This is a genomic window from Roseobacter sinensis (assembly GCF_025755255.1).
Taxonomy (GTDB): domain Bacteria; phylum Pseudomonadota; class Alphaproteobacteria; order Rhodobacterales; family Rhodobacteraceae; genus Roseobacter; species Roseobacter sinensis.
The window spans coordinates 1-18,382 of record NZ_JALIEB010000018.1 but is presented as its reverse complement, the minus strand read 5'-3'; the positions used below and the strand labels follow the sequence as shown (position 1 = coordinate 18,382).

The window sequence follows — 18,382 nt, the reverse complement described above, 5'->3', positions numbered from 1 at the left end:
GAGTATTTGGGGACGGGTGAAGAGGGCTGCGCTAGAGATCCTGCACCTCGAGCACGCCATTGAGAGATTTGATCGCGCCCTTGATCTGGGGGTTGACCACGAAATCAGCACCCAGATCGACCTCGACCTCGCCCGGCAGGTCCGGGTCCATCAGGCAAAGCGCCACCGGGCCGCGCCCCCCCGTCTTCACGGCGCCTGCCGCATCGCGCAGCACCGTTGCAACGGCCGGGATGGCCTCGGCCGCCTCGACAAAAACCTTGAGCCCCATGCCACCGGCATTTTCTGCCAGCGTCTCGGCGCTCATGATCGACCGGCCCAGCAGTTTGAGCTGGTCCGCCTCGAGCGTGGCTTCGACAGTGACGATGACCTTGGAGCCCGTTTCCAGATGATCGCGCGCCGCCTCGAGCGTGTCGGAAAAGACCGTCACCTCGTAGGCTCCGGTGGGATCGGACATCTGGACGAACGCAAAGCGGTTGCCGCGCGCCGACTTGCGCTCCTGCCGGCCGGCCACTATGCCCACCAGCCGCGCGTTCATGGCGCCGGATGTGCCGATCTTCTCGGTCAGCTCATCGAGGGTGAGAAACGGCGCACCGCGATCCGTCGCCATCTTGCGTCTGAGCGGCCCCATGTAGTCATCCAGCGGGTGGCCGGAGAGGTAGAAACCGATGGCCGTGAATTCCTCGGCCAGCCGCTCGGCAGGCAGCCAGTCCTGCACCGGATGCAGGCGCGGTTCCGGCAGATCCTCACCCGCCTCACCAAAGAGCGAGACCTGGTTGGACGCCTTTTGTTCATGGATCGCGGCGGAATAGGCGACAAGCGAATCCAGCGCATCGAAGACCCGGCGCCGGTTGGGATCAAGCTGATCGAAGGCGCCGGCACGGGCCAACATCTCCAGCGGGCGCTTGCCGACGCGCTTGAGGTCCACCCGGCGGGCGAGGTCGAACAGCGTTGCAAAGGGTTTGCCCGCGCGCCCGTCGGTGATGAGCTTCATCGCCTCGAGCCCGACGTTTTTGAGCGCTCCCAGCGCGTAGACGAGCGCGCCGTCGACCACCTTGAAACTGGCGTCCGACCGGTTGACGCAGGGCGGCACGTAAGGAAGCTCCAGCCGTTTGCGGACCTCTTCAAAATAGACGGCCAGCTTGTCGGTCAGGTGGATGTCGCAGTTCATGACACCGGCCATGAACTCCACCGGATGGTTCGCCTTGAGCCAGGCGGTCTGGTAGCTGACCACCGCGTAAGCCGCCGCGTGAGACTTGTTGAAGCCATAGTTGGCGAATTTGTCGAGGAGGTTCCAGACCTCCATCGCCTTGTCCTTGTCGACGCCGTTCTTGGCAGCCCCTTCAAGGAACTTCGGGCGCTCGGCGTCCATCGCCTCCTGGATCTTCTTGCCCATGGCGCGGCGCAGCAGGTCGGCGCCGCCAAGCGAATACCCCGCCATTTCCTGCGCGATCTGCATCACCTGTTCCTGATAGACGATGATTCCTTGCGTCTCGTCTAGGATATGGTCGATGGTCGGATGCAGGTTTTCGCGTTTGCGCAGCCCGTTCTTCACCTCGCAATAGGTGGGGATGTTTTCCATCGGACCCGGTCGATAGAGCGCCACGAGCGCCACGATGTCTTCGATACAAGTGGGCTTCATACGCTTAAGCGCGTCGATCATGCCCGAGCTTTCCACCTGGAACACGGCCACCGTCTTGCCCGCAGCGTAGAGCTTGTAGCTGGCCTCGTCATCGAGGGGGATGCCGCCGATGTCGTCCTCCATACCTTCGGCTGGCGTGTAGAGTTCGGTGCCGTCTGCCGCGACATGGAGATGGCGCCCCGATGCGAGGATCTGTTCCACCGCATTCTGGATCACGGTAAGGGTCTTCAGGCCGAGGAAGTCGAACTTCACCAGCCCGGCCTGTTCCACCCACTTCATGTTGAACTGGGTCGCGGGCATGTCGGAGCGCGGGTCCTGATAGAGCGGCACCAGCGCATCGAGCGGCCGGTCACCGATCACCACACCCGCTGCGTGGGTGGAGGCGTTCCGCAGCAGCCCTTCCACCTGTTGGCCGTAGGTGAGCAACCGGTCAACCACCTCCTCATTGCGCGCCTCTTCGCGCAGGCGCGGCTCGTCGGCGAGCGCCTTTTCGATGCTCACCGGCTTCACGCCCTCGACCGGTATCATCTTTGAAAGCCGGTCCACCTGCCCGTATGGCATCTGCAAGACCCGCCCGATGTCACGCACAGCGGCCTTGGAGAGCAGCGCACCAAAGGTGATGATCTGCCCCACCTTGTCGCGCCCGTATTTCTCCTGCACGTAGCGGATGACCTCCTCGCGCCGATCCATGCAGAAGTCGATGTCAAAGTCGGGCATGGACACACGTTCGGGGTTCAGAAAACGTTCGAACAGCAGTTGATAGCGCAGCGGATCGAGGTCGGTGATCGTGAGTGCGTAAGCCACCAGAGACCCCGCACCCGAGCCGCGCCCAGGCCCGACCGGGATGTCGTGCTCCTTGGCCCATTTGATGAAGTCAGCCACGATCAGGAAGTAGCCCGGAAAGCCCATGCCTTCGATGATGCCCAACTCGAATTCGAGCCGTTCCTCGTACTCTTCGACGGGGGCGGCATGCGGGATCACCGCGAGCCGATCTTTCAGCCCGGCATGGGCCTGCTTGCGCAGCTCCTCCACCTCATCGTCCGCGAATCTCGGCAGGATCGGATCGCGGCGATAGGCCTGGAAGGCGCAGCGCCTTGCGATCTCGACCGTATTCTCCACGGCCTCGGGCAGATCGGCAAAGAGCGTGACCATCTCGGCCGGTGACTTGAAGTAATGCTGGGCGGTCAGGCGGCGGCGGGCCTCCTGCTGATCCACATAGGCGCCTTCCGCGATGCAGATCAGAGCGTCATGCGCCTCATACATCTCGGCGTCGGGGAAATAGACGTCATTGGTCGCAACCAGCGGCAGATCCATCTCATAGGCCATCTCGACAAAGCCGCGCTCGGTCAGCCGCTCCGCCTCGGGCAGGCCGCTCTCGCCCGGGTGCCGCTGCAGCTCCACATAGAGCCGGTCTGCAAAGATGTCGTGCAGGCGGCGCATTACGGCCTCCGCCGCTGGGCGTTGACCGGTCTGCAACAGCTTGCCGACCGGCCCCTCCGGTCCACCCGTCAGGCAAATCACATCGGACGACCGCGCCTCAAGCTGAGCGAGGCTGACCTGCGGAGCCTCCCCGCCCTTATCCACATAAAGGCAGGTGTTAAGCTTCATCAGGTTCTCATACCCGGCCTCGCTCTGTGCCAGCAGAACCAGCGCAGCCGGCGGCTTTGGCCGGTCGCCGGGCCGTGTCTCTGCATAGGCGAGATCGACCTGACAGCCGAGAATGGGCTGAACGCCCGCGCCCGACATCGAGACCGAGAACTCGAGTGCGGCGAACATGTTGTTGGTATCGGTCAGCGCCAGCGCCGGCATGCCCGCCGCCCGACACAGACCCGGAAGCGTCTTCAGCCGCAGCGCGCCCTCCAGAAGTGAGTATTCGGAATGGCTGCGCAGGTGAATGAATCGGGGCGTGGTCGTCATGCGCCAACCCTAGTAGAGCGCATGCGCGGCTGCCAGCGCCAACACAGCCGGGCACCATTTTTTCAGCGCCGCCTGTGCACCTGGAAGCATCCGCCTGCCTTTTCCCTTGCAAACCCCATCAGGCCACGCTTAGCTTCAGGTCGGCTAACGCTCGCCCGGCGTTCTACGCCGCATCGAACGCAGGGCATCTGGGGCTTTTTTGGTACCGCGGCGGATCTGACGGCATGGATATTTCGTTTCGCCTCAACGGAGAAACAGTGGCGCTGCACGATGTGGCCCCCACCGTCACCCTGCTCGACTGGCTGCGGGAAGACCGCGGCCTGACCGGGACCAAGGAGGGATGCAACGAAGGCGACTGCGGTGCCTGCACGGTGATGGTCACCGACGACAGCGGGGCCCATGCGCTCAACGCCTGCATTCTCTTCTTGCCACAACTCAACGGCAAGGCCGTGCGCACGGTGGAAGGGATCGCCGCGCCGGACGGTACATTGCACCCCGTCCAGCAGGCCATGATCGACCACCACGGCAGCCAATGCGGATTCTGCACGCCGGGCTTCGTTGTCTCGATGGCGACCGCCCATCTGAACGGTGCGACCGATCACGATGTGCAATTGGCCGGCAATCTGTGCCGCTGCACGGGCTACGCACCAATTGTCCGGGCCGCCGACGCCGCGGCCGCCAAGCCGGTGCCCGATCACATGCGAGACAAGCCGCTTCTTCTGGCTGAAAGTATCCCCGGGGGAGCCGCCAAGGGCGGCGGGGGCGGGCAGCCCCCTCTGACCGTGCAACCCACAACCACGGATGCCCTGGCGGACTGGTACATGACGCATCCCCACGCAACACTGATCGCGGGTGCCACCGATGTTGGCCTCTGGGTGACGAAAGACCTGCGCGATCTCGGGCCCATAGCATTCCTCAACCAATGCGCCGATCTGAGGGGTGTCACCCAGACGGACGGCACGCTCCGGATCGGCGCGACCACCACGCTGACAGAGCTGGAGCGCGCGGTCGCGCCCCTCTACCCCTCCTTCGCTGCGCTGATCCGGCGCTACGGCTCGGTGCAGGTGCGCAACGCAGCCACCATCGGCGGCAACATCGCCAATGGGTCGCCGATCGGCGACGGGCCGCCCGCCCTGATCGCGCTTGGGGCCACCCTGCACCTGCGCCAAGGTGAGACCCGGCGCGAGATCGCCCTGGAGGACTTCTTTCTCGACTACCGCAAGCAAGACCGCGCGCCGGGCGAATTCGTCGAAGCGATCACGATACCGGCCCAACAGGATCGCTTGCAGTGCCACAAGCTGTCGAAACGGTTCGATCAGGATATCTCGGCGGTCTGCGGGTGTTTCTCGATCACCTTAAACGACCACCGTGTCACGGAGGCGCGACTGGCCTACGGCGGCATGGCGGGCACACCGAAGCGTGCGAGACAGACAGAGGCCGCCTTGATCGGGCGACCCTGGTCCGAGGCCACAATCCGCGCCGCTCTGCCCGCTCTGGCCGAGGATTTTGAGCCGCTGTCTGACATGCGGGCCAGCGCGGCCTATCGGCTGCAGACTGCCCAAAACATGCTCCTTCGGTACTGGTACGCGGATCAGGGCAACGCCGTGAACGCGCTGGAGATCACTGCATGAGTGTCGCCAAGCCGCTCCCGCACGATGCAGCCGAGTTGCACGTCACGGGCGCCGCCCGTTACGTCGATGACATCCCGGCGCCCAAAGATGCGCTGCATCTCGCGTTCGGCACATCGGGTGTAGCCGCTGGCATACTTGAGCGTATGGATCTGTCCGAAGTCCGCACCGCGCCGGGTGTCGCCCTTGTCATGACAGCGGACGATCTGCCATTCGCGAACGATGTCTCTCCGTCGATCCATGATGAACCGCTTTTGGCGACGGATCGGGTGCACTACATCGGCCAGCCGCTCTTTGTGGTCGCGGCGACCTCGCATCTGGCGGCACGGCGTGCCGCGCGCCTTGGTCAGGTCGACATCTCTGCGCACCACCCCATCCTCAGCATGGACGCGGCGCTCGCTAAGAACAGCCGCTTCGAAGAGGGGCCGCGGATCTATGCCCGCGGCGATGCCGAGGCCGCGATTGCAGCGGCCCCGCATCGGCTCAACGGTCAGCTTCATGTCGGGGGTCAGGAGCACTTCTATCTCGAGGGGCAGGCGGCGCTCGCTCTGCCGCAAGAGGGTGGAGACATGATGATCATGAGTTCCACACAACATCCCACGGAGATCCAGCACAAGGTCGCCGACGCGCTTGGCGTGCCCATGCACAGCGTCCGGGTCGAGACCCGGCGCATGGGTGGCGGTTTCGGCGGCAAGGAAAGCCAGGGCAATGCGCTTGCGGTGGCTTGCGCCGTCGTCGCGCGGGCCACCGGACGGCCATGCCGGATGCGCTATGACCGCGATGACGACATGATGATCACTGGCAAGCGTCACGACTTCCGGATCGATTACACGGTTGGCTTCGACGACGACGGCCGCGTTCTGGGCATCGACTTCACACACTACGTCCGCTGCGGATGGTCACAGGATCTGTCGCTTCCGGTGGCCGACCGCGCCATGCTGCATGCCGACAACGCCTACTTCCTGCCCAACGTGCGGATCACCAGCCACCGGCTGAAGACAAACACGCAGAGCGCGACGGCCTTTCGCGGTTTTGGCGGCCCGCAGGGCATGTTGGGGATTGAGCGCGTGATGGATCATATTGCGACCCATCTCGGCGATGATCCTTCGGCCGTTCGTCGCAGAAACTTTTATGCCTCCGGCGGGGATACTTCCGGCCAGAAGAAACGCAACGTGACACCCTATGGTCAGCCGGTGGAGGATTTCATCCTGCCCGAGTTGATCGAAGCGCTTGTGGCGTCCAGCGCATACGATCAGCGCCGCGATGCGGTGGCGCGCTGGAACACGGATAACCCGATCTTGAAGAAAGGGATCGCGCTCACGCCCGTAAAATTCGGCATATCCTTCACACTCACCCACCTGAACCAGGCGGGCGCGCTGGTGCATGTCTATCAGGATGGCTCGATCCACTTGAACCATGGCGGAACCGAGATGGGCCAAGGCCTGTTCCAGAAGGTTGCCCAGGTTGCAGCAGATCGCTTCGGCGTGGATATCGGGCAGGTGAAGATCACGGCGACGGACACAGGCAAGGTCCCCAACACTTCAGCCACGGCCGCATCCTCCGGCAGTGATCTGAACGGCATGGCCGTGAAGATTGCCTGCGACACCATACGCTACCGCATGTCGGACATGCTCGCCGGGAAGCACCAGTCTTCTGCTCAGGATGTGGTGTTTCGCGATGGTGAGGTTGCGGTTGCGGGGGCAACATACAGCTTCGCCGAGGTCGCTCAGATGGCCTATCATTCGCGCGTCGGCCTGTCCTCAACCGGTTTCTACAAGACGCCCAAGCTGGAATGGGACCGGATCAAGGGACACGGCCGGCCGTTCTTCTATTTCGCCTATGGCGCTGCGGTGACGGAGGTGGTCGTCGACACCTTGACTGGGGAGAATAGGATTCTGCGCGCCGATATCCTGCACGATGCCGGTGCCTCTCTGAACCCCAGCCTCGACATTGGCCAGATCGAAGGCGGCTACGTACAGGGCGCAGGCTGGCTGACGACCGAGGAACTGGTGTGGGACGACGCGGGCCGGCTGCGCACCCACGCGCCCTCGACCTACAAGATCCCGGCCTGTTCCGACCGGCCCGATGTGTTCAACGTCGCCCTCTGGACCGGCGAAAACCGGGAAGAGACGATCTATCGCTCGAAGGCGGTGGGCGAGCCGCCCCTGATGCTGGGGATCTCGGCCTATTCCGCGCTTTGCAATGCGGTGCAGGCCTGCGGAGCCACTTATGCCGATCTGCAGACGCCCGCGACGGCGGAGGCTGTGCTTGCGGCCATCGAAAGGGCACGGCAATGACCGCGCTCTACGTCGAAATCGTCGCCACGAAAGGCTCTGCCCCACGCGATGCCGGGACCGCGATGAAGGTGACACCGACCGCGATCAGCGGCACCATCGGCGGCGGTGCCTTGGAGTATAAGGCGATCGCGCGTGCACGGACCCTTCTGTCCACCGCTGGGCCTGACGAGACACGGACTCTGCCGCTCGGCCCGGGGCTTGGGCAATGCTGTGGCGGCTCGGTGACGCTTCGGTTCACCCGCACGCCAAAACCGCTGGACCGGATTGCGGAAGGAAGAGAGACACTCACACGTCCGCGCGAAGGGGCCGCGCCAAATCTCTGGCTTTGGGGGGCGGGGCATGTCGGCCGCGCTGTCGTCCGGGCTTGTCCGCGCGGCGCATTTGATCTGACATGGATCGACAGCGCTGAGGATCGCTTCCCGACTGATGTCGATACCGACATCACCGTCATCCCCACAGTCGACATGGCACGGCTTGCCGCGCGCGCACCCACTGACGCGCATCATCTGATCTTCACCTACTCGCATGACATCGACCTCGCGCTCTGTGCCGCATTGCTCGGACGCGGGTTTGCCTCCTGCGGGCTGATCGGGTCTGACACGAAATGGGCGCGGTTTCAAAAGCGCCTGCGCCAGGCCGGGCTCGATCCTGCGTCGATCACCTGCCCCATCGGGGACAAGAGCCTCGGCAAACACCCCGACGCGATCGCCGAAGGCACGGTGCACGCGCTTCTCGCGCAAGCGAAGGCGCCGGCATGACGCCGCTCTTGTCCTTGTCGGGTCTGACCAAGGCCTACCCGGGCGTGATCGCCAATGACGATGTGTCGTTGCAGATTGCAGCGGGCGAGGTGCATGCGCTTTTGGGCGAAAACGGGGCGGGAAAGTCGACCTTGGTCAAGATGATCTACGGCCTCGTAAAGCCGGACCAGGGCGAGATGCAGATGCACGGGGCGCCCTTTGCTCCGGCAGAGCCGCGTGCCGCCAGGGCCGCCGGCGTCGGTATGGTATTCCAGCATTTCTCGCTGTTCGACGCATTGACGGTCGCCGAGAATATCGCACTGGGCATGGAGAATGCGCCGAAACTGCGGGACCTGTCAGAGCAGATCCGGCAAGTCTCCGACACCTACGGTCTGCCGCTCGCACCGAACCGTGTCGTGGGTGACCTCTCCGCCGGTGAACGACAGCGCGTCGAAATCATTCGCTGCTTGCTGCAGGATCCGAAACTGCTGATCATGGATGAGCCGACCTCGGTTCTCACGCCGCAGGAGGTTCAGATCCTCTTTGAAACCCTGCGCAAGTTGAGCGCGGACGGCACGGCCATTCTTTACATTTCCCACAAGCTCGAGGAAATCCGCGCGCTTTGTGACACGGCCACAATCCTACGCCTTGGAAGAGTTGTCGGGACATGTGTGCCGCGTGACACCACGGCACGGGACATGGCGGAAATGATGGTTGGCAAGGTTTTGGCCACGCCAACCCGCGCGGGCGTGGAGCCGGGTGAAATCGTTCTGGCGCTTAACAAATTGTCGCTGCCTTCACCTTCGGCTTTCGGCATGCCGCTGCGGGAGATTTCGCTTGAGTTGCGGCGGGGCGAGATCCTCGGGATCGGTGGGGTCGCGGGGAACGGTCAGGATGAACTGCTGGCCGCCCTCTCCGGTGAGACACCGGCGCCGGTTGGCATGGTCCAGTTTCAGGGAGCAGACATCGCCACGCTGGGCCCCAACGCGCGGCGGAAACAGGGCTTGCTCGCAGCACCCGAGGAGCGCTTGGGCCATGCCGCAGCCCCGGATATGTCGCTCACCGAGAATGCGATGCTGACCGGAGCGGTGCGCGAACGGCTGGACCGGGGTGGGTTTCTGAACTGGCCCGCGGCTCGCGGTTTCGCCGAGCGGATTATCTCCGCCTTCGATGTGCGCACGCCAGGGCCGGCAAATGCCGCGCGGTCGCTGTCGGGCGGAAATTTGCAGAAGTTCGTGATCGGGCGCGAAGTCTTGCAGCGGCCCGAGGTCCTGGTGGTGAACCAGCCGACCTGGGGCGTGGATGCTTCGGCGGCGGCGGCCATCCGGCAGGCCCTTCTCGATCTGGCCACGGGTGGCGCTGCGGTGATCGTGATCAGCCAAGACCTGGACGAACTGATGGAGATCGCCGACCGCTTTGCCGCACTGAACGAGGGGCGGTTGTCGGCGCCGCAGCCCACGAAAGGGCTGAGCGTGGAACAGATCGGGTTGATGATGGGCGGCGCGCACGGCATGGAGGTTGCGCATGTTTGAACCAGTTGCGCAAAACGGTCTCTTGCCTTCGGCGAGGATATTTTTGGCCAGAAGAAACGAGGCGCGCCGCATTGATCCGACTTGAGAAAAGGCCGCAGCCAAGCAGGGCCTTCGCGTATCTGACGCCCGTGCTCGCAGTGCTGGCCACCTTTGTCTTTGGAGGGATTCTCTTTGCAGCACTCGGCAAGGATCCGGTGCAGTCGATCCTCACGATCTTCTGGGAGCCGCTCTTTGGCGAGTTCGCCTTTTTCTATCGTCCGCAGCTGCTCATCAAGGGGGCGCCGCTGGTGCTCATCGCGATCGGGCTGAGCCTTGGGTTCAAGGCAGGTATCTGGAACATCGGGGCCGAGGGACAGTACATCATGGGGGCGCTGTGCGGTGCGGGCTTTGGGCTTGCCTTCTACCCGGCCGAGAGCGCGCTCATCTTCCCTGGCATGGTGCTGGCGGGCGCCTTCGGCGGCTGGCTCTGGGCGATGATCCCCGCGCTGCTGAAGGTGCGATTCGGCACCAATGAAATCCTCGTCTCGCTCATGCTCGTCTATGTGGCCGAGCAATTTCTGGCATCCATGTCGCTGGGGCTGCTGAAGAATCCCGAAGGGTTCGGCTTCCCGGGCAGCCGCAACCTCCAGCAGTATCAAAGCGCACATAATGCGGAGCTCATAGCGGGCAGCGGCATGCATTGGGGTGTCGTCGCGGCGCTGATCGCTGTGATCTTTGCCTATGTTCTGCTGGCGCGCCACCGGCTGGGGTTTGCGGTGCGGGTGACCGGCGATGCTCCAAGGGCCGCACGGTTCGCCGGGGTAAATCCCAGCCGCCTCATTCTCTTCTGCCTTGGCACATCCGGTCTTCTGGCGGGCCTTGCCGGGCTCTTCGAGGTGGCGGGGCCCGCGGGGCAGGTCAGCATTGATTTTAACGTCGGATACGGGTTCACCGCCATTATCGTCGCCTTTCTCGGCCGCCTGCATCCGGTCGGGATCGTTTTGGCGGGGCTTCTGATGGCGCTGACCTACATCGGCGGGGACATCGCGCAGAGCCAGTTGGGCCTGCCCGCCGCCGCGATCCAGGTCTTTCAGGGCATGTTGCTTTTCTTCCTGCTGGCGCTCGATCTTTTCACCAACTACCGGCTGCGGATCGGCCGGGTGGAGACGGCCTGATGGACCTCGGCGCGATCAACCCCATCCTGCTGATCGCAGCGCTGATGAGTGCTGCAACGCCAATCCTGCTGGCTGCCACCGGAGAGCTTGTGGTCGAACGTTCGGGCGTACTGAATCTCGGGGTCGAAGGCATGATGATCGTCGGCGCGATCTGCGGCTTTGCCATCGCGGTGGAGACCGGCTCACCGATGATCGGCTTTGTGGCGGCCGCCGTTGGCGGGGCCGCGCTCAGCCTGCTCTTTGCTCTGCTCACACAGGTCGCCCTGGCCAATCAGGTCGCATCCGGACTGGCGCTGACACTCTTCGGTTTGGGGCTGTCGGCGCTGCTGGGCCAGAGCTATGTCGGCGTGAAGCCCCCGCGTATGGGCGACGTGGATTTCGGACTGCTGGCGGACATCCCGGTGCTGGGGCCAATCCTCTTTTCGCACGATCCGGTCCTCTACATCGGTGTGCTGCTGGTCGCCGCGGTCTGGGCCACATTGAAACTGACCCGCCTGGGGCTGATCCTGCGGGCGGTTGGCGAGAACCACGACGCAGCGCATGCGCTCGGTTACAAGGTGGTCCGCATCCGCACGCTGGCGATCATGTTCGGCGGCGCGCTTGCGGGCATGGGCGGCGCCTATATCAGCCTGATCCGCGTTCCGCAGTGGACCGAGGGCATGACCGCCGGGGTCGGATGGATCGCCCTTGCACTTGTGGTCTTCGCAAGTTGGAAGCCGTGGCGGGTGCTGCTGGGTGCTTATCTTTTCGGCGGGATCACTCAGTTACAGCTGAATCTTCAGGGGGCGGGCGTTGCGATTCCCGTCGAATATCTGGCAATGTCGCCTTACATTATCACCATCGTGGTGCTGGTGATCCTGTCTGCGGACAGAAGCGCTGCGCCCGGCTCGCTCGGCCGGACATTCCACGCCTCGAACTAGGGGCAAACCAACGCCTCGGCAAAAGAGGCGGTTCAACATGGGGAAGACCTGAATATGAAACTCACAACCTTTCTGGCTGGCGCCGCGGTGGCACTTGGCCTGGCCACGGGCGCAGTTGCCGATGGCCATGAGAAAACCAAAGTCGGCTTTGTCTACGTCGGCCCGATCGGAGACGGCGGCTGGACCTACGAGCATAACAAGGGCCGGCTCGCTGTCGAGGAGGCCTTGGGCGACAAGGTCGAAACCGTCTATGTCGAGAACGTGGCGGAGGGCCCGGACGCGGAGCGTGTGATGACGCAGATGGCGCTCGACGGTGCGGATCTGATCTTCACCACCTCCTTCGGCTACATGGATGCCACGATCAATGTGGCGCAGAAGTTTCCGAACGTGAAGTTCGAACACGCAACCGGCTACAAGCGGGCCGAAAATGTCTCGACCTATTCGGCGCGCTTCTACGAGGGCCGCGCGATCCAGGGCCATATCGCGGGTAAGATGACCGAGTCGAACATCATCGGCTATATCGCCTCTTATCCGATCCCCGAAGTGATCCGGGGCATCAACTCGGCCTACATTCACGCGGCCAAAGTGAACCCCGATGTCGAGTTCAAGATCATCTGGGTCTACACCTGGTTTGACCCCGCCAAGGAGGCGGACGCCGCCAAGGCGCTGATCGAACAGGGTGCGGATGTGGTGCTGCAACATACCGATTCCACCGCTCCGCAGGCCGCGGCGCAGGAAGCGGGTAACGTCATGACCTTTGGTCAGGCCTCCGACATGGCGCAATATGCACCTTTCCCACGGGTTTCCTCGATCATCGATGACTGGGCGCCCTACTACATCGCCCGCACGCAGGCCGTGATAGACGGAACATGGGAGAGCATGGATACCTGGGATGGTATCGGTCCGGGGATGGTCGCCATCGGCGAGATCTCGGACGCAGTGCCGGCGGACGTGAAGGAAGAGGCGCTGGCCATGAAAGCCGCCATTGCCGACGGATCGTATCATCCGTTTACCGGCCCGCTAAAAAAGCAGGATGGCAGCGATTGGCTCGCTGATGGCGAAGTGGCGGACGATGGCACTCTGGCCGGCATGAACTTCTATGTCGAGGGGATCACTGGCGAAATTCCGCAGTAGATGTCTTGTCTTGTGATTGAAAGGCCCCGTTTCGGCGGGGCCTTTTTTACTCGGGCCACGACAGCGACGGGCTTTGGTCGGAGATAAGCGTGCTCTCTTGGCTGAGCGCCTACCGCTTCTTGAACCAGGTGATCGCGGTGCGATATCCCGCATCTTCGAGAAGGGCGATCTTCGAGGACCATGCGGCAGGGCAGACGACCATGGCGGCAGCGTTGCCCCGGGTCCGCAACGCCGCTTCCGCTCGGGTCAAAAGAGCCCGCGCACCAATCCCGTGCGCGTCCAAGGCGGTCCGGTCTGAAAAACCGGCATGATAAAAGTCGTCGATCACACCGATGCAGGAAATGTCATGCGGTGCCGGGAAATGCAGCGGCGTGGCCGGTTGAGAGATGACATAGCCAGCTACCCCCTGCTCGGCGTCAGCGACAAACATATCACGATCCGGCAGCGTCAGGCTCTTCTTCATCCAGGTCCCGAACCGTGCGTCGGCCTCTGCGTGCGGCGCCCAGAACGCATCGAGATCGAACAAGAGTTGTCGGTTCTCTGCGCTCAGGGTGACCATGCCCGGAACATCGGCATCCGTCGCCGGGCGCGTCCCGGGTTGAGCCTCTGTCATCTCCAGGCCGCTCTTTGCATAATAAAGTGTCAGTGGCGCATAGCCCTGTCCTATGTAGACATCTTCCCAAGCTCCCAGAGGGACCGAAGACGCAAGCAGGATTTGCGCGCCTGCTTGCTGCAGATCAGTCTCCGCTGCCTCCAGCAATGCAGTTGCGGTTCCGGAAGGCGCATCCCGCGGCAGGGCGCAATCCTCCATGATGAGACCGGGAGGTCCGAATACACCTGCGTAGATCGGCGGCACCGGCAGCAGGATTGAATGTGTCAGCCCGACAACTCTGCCTTCACATTCCGCCAGCAACCACTTTTGCCGGACCGCCGGCCTCTCCTGTTCCATCGCCGCGGTGAGTGTCGCAGAGACCTTCGCTGGAGCGTCCTCTGCCAGTTTCCACAGGATGGGATTCTGTTGCTCCCGTAGCCGGCCGTCGTCGACGAGAAGCGGTACCATCTTGTCAACATCTGCGACCTTCGCCGCGCGAATAGCAATTCTCATGCCGTGTGTCTCTTCCAGGTTGGGCATCTCGCCGGCAACAGGTCTCGTCTTGGTCTTCCGGTTTTTGGACGATCACACAGGGCCCGAGGTATTGAGAACAGTGATGGTTTGCCTCTGGACCAGCTCGGGCCGTTGTTCAATCAGTCCTCCGGTATGGGACAAATCCTAACTCGTTCGAAAACCGGTAAACAGCGCAATCCACAGATCGTCGATGTGGTGATCATCGGGCTTCCGCTTCGACGGTCGCTATGTGCGTATGAGGGCGCCGCTGAGCGACTGGCGCCAGAGGACATCTAGTTGCGAGCGCAGTGGTTTTTCCGAACTAATATGACGCCATGTTCACTAACTCACACATTATGGCAAGACCTTCCATACGCGGAACATCATAGATGAGCACAGCCACGAATTTCCGGCGGCGAGGGTGAAGCGCAGGCTGAACTCGATAGACATGCATTGTGTTCCGACGGACCTGTTAGTCCTGCTTGGCGTTCCCGCGTCTGTCCGGTTAGCGAAAGGCCCCCGAGTTGGCTGCAGATTCTGTCCGGGCCTGGATTGCTCCGGTCGGCGCACAGACAACCTATGTCGTGCAGCAGTCACCTTGGGAAAACGGATATCGCGAGACCGCCAACGAACAATGAGAGATGAACCGCTCAACCGCGAGATCATCTCCAGCCTGCATTGGGCTCAAGTTTTAGCCGAACGACGTCGAAACGCTGCGCCACCAAGAGACCAGCCGACGCACAGCGCGAGCGCGCACCGGCTGCGGCTGCGGCTGCGGCTGCGGCTGCGGCTGCGGCTGCGGAGAAAATCATCCCGATGGAAACACGGTCAAGAATGTACGACCACTACAATAGAACCGGTCGAAGAGCGCTGTTGAGCCCGCGTCCAGTGACATCGGCGCGCCCATTCGATTGTAAACTCTCCGATATCCTCGGCGGCCGGAGTAGACATCATTGCAAACACTCGAAGACGTTTGGGCCTAAGTGAAGCCACCTCGATCGGCGCTGGCGTCGCGATCTCCCCTAGGCGATGGACCGCGTGTCCGCTTGAAGCATTTGTCCGGCCTGGACCGGTCCACTCTCGCTCTTTTTTGACGAGAATCTCTGTACGCGGTCAGTCAACTCGTTTGCGATCTGAGACAGGCTTTGGCTGGCCGCTGTCGTTTCTTCGAACATCGCTGCATTTTCCTGCGTGACCTGGTCCAACTGGCTCATGGCCGAGTTGATCTCTGCAATGCTGTGCGACTGTTCTTCCGAGGCACCCGCAATCTGCGACACATAGCCGGAGATATCCGAGATCGAGGCGATGATCTGCTCAAGCGCATCCCCGGCATCCCCAACGAGTTTCACGCCCAGGTCCACATTCTCCGACGACGTCGCAATCAACGAGCTGATCTCATTCGCCGCGTCAGAAGACCGCTGGGCAAGTGCGCGCACTTCGGACGCAACCACCGCGAAACCACGACCGGCATCGCCCGCGCGTGCCGCTTCGACGCCCGCGTTGAGAGCCAGAAGATTCGTCTGGAAAGCAATGTCATCGATGACCTTCACAATCGATGTAATCTCGGACGAACTGCTGGCGATCTTGCCCATTGCGGATACGGCGTCTCGGACAACACCTCCCGACGTCTGCGCATTGTCTTGCGCCGCACCCACGACCGAATGTGCATCCCGCGCACCTTCAGCAGAGCTCGTGACCGAAGCGCTGATCTCAGAAATCGCCGCCGCCGTCTCTTCAAGCGTGGCCGCCTGGCTTTCGGTCCGCTTGCTGAGTTCGGCCGCTGCACTGGCGACACCCTCGACTTCGGAGCGCATCGTTGTCGCGCTCGATATCACGGAGGTAATCGCCTCTTCCAGTCGCTCGACAGCCACATTGAAGTCTTGGCGGATCTTGTCGTTCGCACCCGCGAAGGCGGTGGTGATCCGCACTGCAAGATCTCCCTCGGCAAGGACCGAAAGGGCGCCGCTCAGCGCATCGATCATCGCGTCCTGTTCCATCTGGAGCCGCTCGCGTTCTTCCGTCGCCGCGGCTTTCTGGCGCCGCTCCTCTGTCACGTCAGCGGCGATCAAGACGGTGCGTTTCAGGTCACCATTGCTGTAGAAAACAGGGCTAAGCCCACCCAGAGCATAAGAGGACGTCCCCGCCTTTGTGCGGATTTCAAACTCGCTGAACATCGGCTCCTTCGGGTCCGCTGGCATGTTACCAACAAAGACCACATCGGCGAAGTTGCAGGTCTCGGTCTCGTCGCTGAGACCTGCCAAGGTGCGGAAGGCCGCATTGGCGTCGACAAGACCGCCATCGTGACCGAACTCAGCGCGCGCCTGGTTGCTGTCAAGCGATTTCAGCACAGCAGAATTCAGACGCTGCTGACTCACATCGGCCCACTCGACCACATAGCCAATCCGTTCGCCGTCTTCGCCATCAATCCTCGAAATCTTGAGCTCGAGCGTGATGTCGTCCATTTCGAGGTTCGCATTGTGCCCTTCGGGACCAAGTGCTTCCAGCATCCGGCGCTGCATCTCTGCGCGCTTATGGAATATGTCGATGGATTGGCCGACGATTGCGTCGGGATCGAAACCCGAAATGCGGGACGAAATCACATCGGAGTGTTCACGCAGCAGATTGAGCACAGCACGCGAGGCATAGACAATGTTGAAATCCTGATCGGCGATCATGATGGCCGCCGACCCTGCATCGAGTGCAGTGCTTTTCATGGCCGCGTCTTTGCGGGCCTGCTCAGATCCATGCAGCTGATCCCGAAACTGCTCAAGCGCACGCGCGACGATACCGATCTCATTGCCGCGCCGATACTTCGGGATCTCTACCTGGTAGTTGCCATCCGCAACCTCTCGCATCGAACCGGCAATGGCGAGAAGGGGACGGGCCACCATCCGCTTGATCATGAAGCCGACAATGAGCAACATCAACAGACCGACGCCCGCTGCGAGCAGGACAGATGTCTTTTTCTGCTCGATCACCAAAGCACCAAGCACATCCGTGCGCCAATCGAGCGCAATCACACCGATGATCTCGGCATTCTGACCAAATTTGACTGGCGCAGCTACAATCAGACGTTCCGGGTTCTGAAGCAATACGCCCTCCTGCAAGGCGCGTTCGGCCGTCTGGCGCAGATCCGCGCTGCTGAACCCCTCAAGCATTTGTTCAGCGACGACTTCGCCATCTGCGGCGAGTACCAGAGCGCCAGACACGCTGCCTTCGAGTCCATCAAGGGTGGCGCGCAAGACGGCGTCGATGTCTTCTGTTTTCCGGAACCGAAGGGCGGGTGCCGCGCGCTCGCCCAATTGCGAAACGACCTCGCCGCCAAGTTTCAGGATCGAACCCGCCGCGATGGTTTCGGTCGCCTTGATGGACTTGTAGGTCACGAGGCCAATGGTCAAAGCCGTGGACACCGCAAGGGCGATCAGACATTTGAGGTAGATCGAATCGGGCATACGCCACCGCTTGATGACCTTCTTCTTCGATCCTGTCTCGCTCTTGTCCATTGATCGCGCCTCCTTGCTCTGTATTGCGCGTCGCGAACATGCACAAAAGACCTTTATGAAAGGCTAAGGGCCTGACGAAAACGCAGCGGCCCGTCTGACCCGCCGCTGCGCAATTTTGTGCGCGATTGTATACCGTTACATAGTTTCGGTCTTTTGGGAGAGAAGCACCACAGACAGCGTGTCCATCCGGTGGCGTGAAGGCACAAAATGGGTTTGTTGTACGTCGCAAAACACCCGCTCCGGAGACGATCCGTCCGCAGTCCGCGACCCTAATGGCCGAAGGCGCCAAGCCTTTTCGACTTTGTACTGGCCGTGAGGTCAATATAGCTGCCGATTAGGGCTGCTGTCAGGCACCAAGTAGAGGGTCAGGTGCAATAACTTACGGTCGATCGGGGCTCGGGACCGGTGATGCGGTTTGAATGCGCGCACTTCTTCGCCGTTCGCAGTGACAAGCTGATGCACCACGTCGAGCGCTTCAACACCACCGTCGCGTCAAGACAAAGGACTGAGGTCGCGGACTAGGGTCTGTTGAGGTTCACTTTGAGTTCAGGAGGGCTGCGCAGGCGTTTACGATAGCCTCGAAGCTGAGGTCCGTTTTGTCTGTGCGTAATGCGATGCGCCGGAAGTCTTCCAGATCACAAAAGAAATTCTCAACCAGATGCCGCGACTTGTACATCACCTCGTCAATGGCGAGCGGCTCCTTGCGCTGCGGTCTCTGGGATATGCAGATGGTCGTGCCGCGCGCGTTCCTCTCTTCGACAATCCAATTGCTGTCGAAGGCCTTGTCCGCCAGCAGAGTGTCGAACGAAAGGCCTT

At 62.1% G+C, this 18,382-nt stretch carries 10 protein-coding genes and 1 pseudogene; 7 read left to right on the top strand and 4 right to left on the bottom strand.

The genetic code is table 11. The annotated features are described in order from the left end of the window. Positions 1-31 precede the first annotated feature (31 nt). Entirely contained in the window at positions 32-3,556 is a 3,525-nt protein-coding gene (gene dnaE / locus MUB52_RS19695) for a DNA polymerase III subunit alpha (protein WP_263845860.1), read from the bottom strand. Positions 3,557-3,780: 224 nt separating this feature from the next. Here dnaE and xdhA point away from each other — a divergent pair, with 224 nt between their 5' ends. The 7 genes from xdhA (at position 3,781) to MUB52_RS19660 (ending at position 12,958) form a co-directional block, all read left to right on the top strand. Next, a complete protein-coding gene (gene xdhA / locus MUB52_RS19690; protein ID WP_263845859.1) occupies positions 3,781-5,187 on the top strand; it encodes a xanthine dehydrogenase small subunit in 1,407 nt (468 codons plus the stop codon). Beyond that, the gene (gene xdhB, locus MUB52_RS19685; protein ID WP_263845858.1) at positions 5,184-7,481 is read left to right on the top strand and encodes a xanthine dehydrogenase molybdopterin binding subunit; all 2,298 of its coding nucleotides are present in this window, start codon (positions 5,184-5,186) and stop codon (positions 7,479-7,481) included. The genes xdhA and xdhB overlap by 4 nt, the downstream gene beginning before the upstream one ends. Next, complete coding sequence (xdhC, locus tag MUB52_RS19680; protein WP_263845857.1) at positions 7,478-8,239, top strand: xanthine dehydrogenase accessory protein XdhC; 762 nt, start codon at positions 7,478-7,480, stop codon at positions 8,237-8,239. The genes xdhB and xdhC overlap by 4 nt, the downstream gene beginning before the upstream one ends. Next, positions 8,236-9,750, top strand: coding sequence for an ABC transporter ATP-binding protein (locus MUB52_RS19675; RefSeq protein ID WP_263845856.1), 1,515 nt, complete (start codon positions 8,236-8,238; stop codon positions 9,748-9,750). The genes xdhC and MUB52_RS19675 overlap by 4 nt, the downstream gene beginning before the upstream one ends. Positions 9,751-9,821: 71 nt before the next feature. Then, a complete protein-coding gene (locus tag MUB52_RS19670) occupies positions 9,822-10,904 on the top strand; it encodes an ABC transporter permease (protein WP_263845855.1) in 1,083 nt (360 codons plus the stop codon). Then, positions 10,904-11,824: an ABC transporter permease gene (locus tag MUB52_RS19665; RefSeq protein WP_263845854.1), complete on the top strand. Its 921-nt coding sequence runs from the start codon at positions 10,904-10,906 to the stop codon at positions 11,822-11,824. Before MUB52_RS19670 ends, MUB52_RS19665 begins: the two co-directional genes overlap by 1 nt. Positions 11,825-11,878: 54 nt before the next feature. Beyond that, on the top strand, positions 11,879-12,958 hold the full coding sequence (locus tag MUB52_RS19660; RefSeq protein WP_263845853.1) for a BMP family ABC transporter substrate-binding protein: 1,080 nt from the start codon (positions 11,879-11,881) through the stop codon (positions 12,956-12,958). Positions 12,959-13,067: 109 nt separating this feature from the next. On the opposite strand, the gene MUB52_RS19655 is transcribed toward MUB52_RS19660, so the two are convergent. The 3 genes and pseudogenes from MUB52_RS19655 to MUB52_RS19645 all read right to left on the bottom strand — a co-directional run. Then, the gene (locus MUB52_RS19655) at positions 13,068-14,063 is read right to left on the bottom strand and encodes a GNAT family N-acetyltransferase (RefSeq protein WP_263845852.1); all 996 of its coding nucleotides are present in this window, start codon (positions 14,061-14,063) and stop codon (positions 13,068-13,070) included. 1,022 nt (positions 14,064-15,085) lie between these two features. Then, entirely contained in the window at positions 15,086-17,566 is a 2,481-nt protein-coding gene (locus MUB52_RS19650) for a methyl-accepting chemotaxis protein (protein WP_263845851.1), read from the bottom strand. A gap of 535 nt (positions 17,567-18,101) precedes the next feature. Further along, positions 18,102-18,382: pseudogene (locus MUB52_RS19645) on the bottom strand (IS5/IS1182 family transposase); the annotation flags it as partial.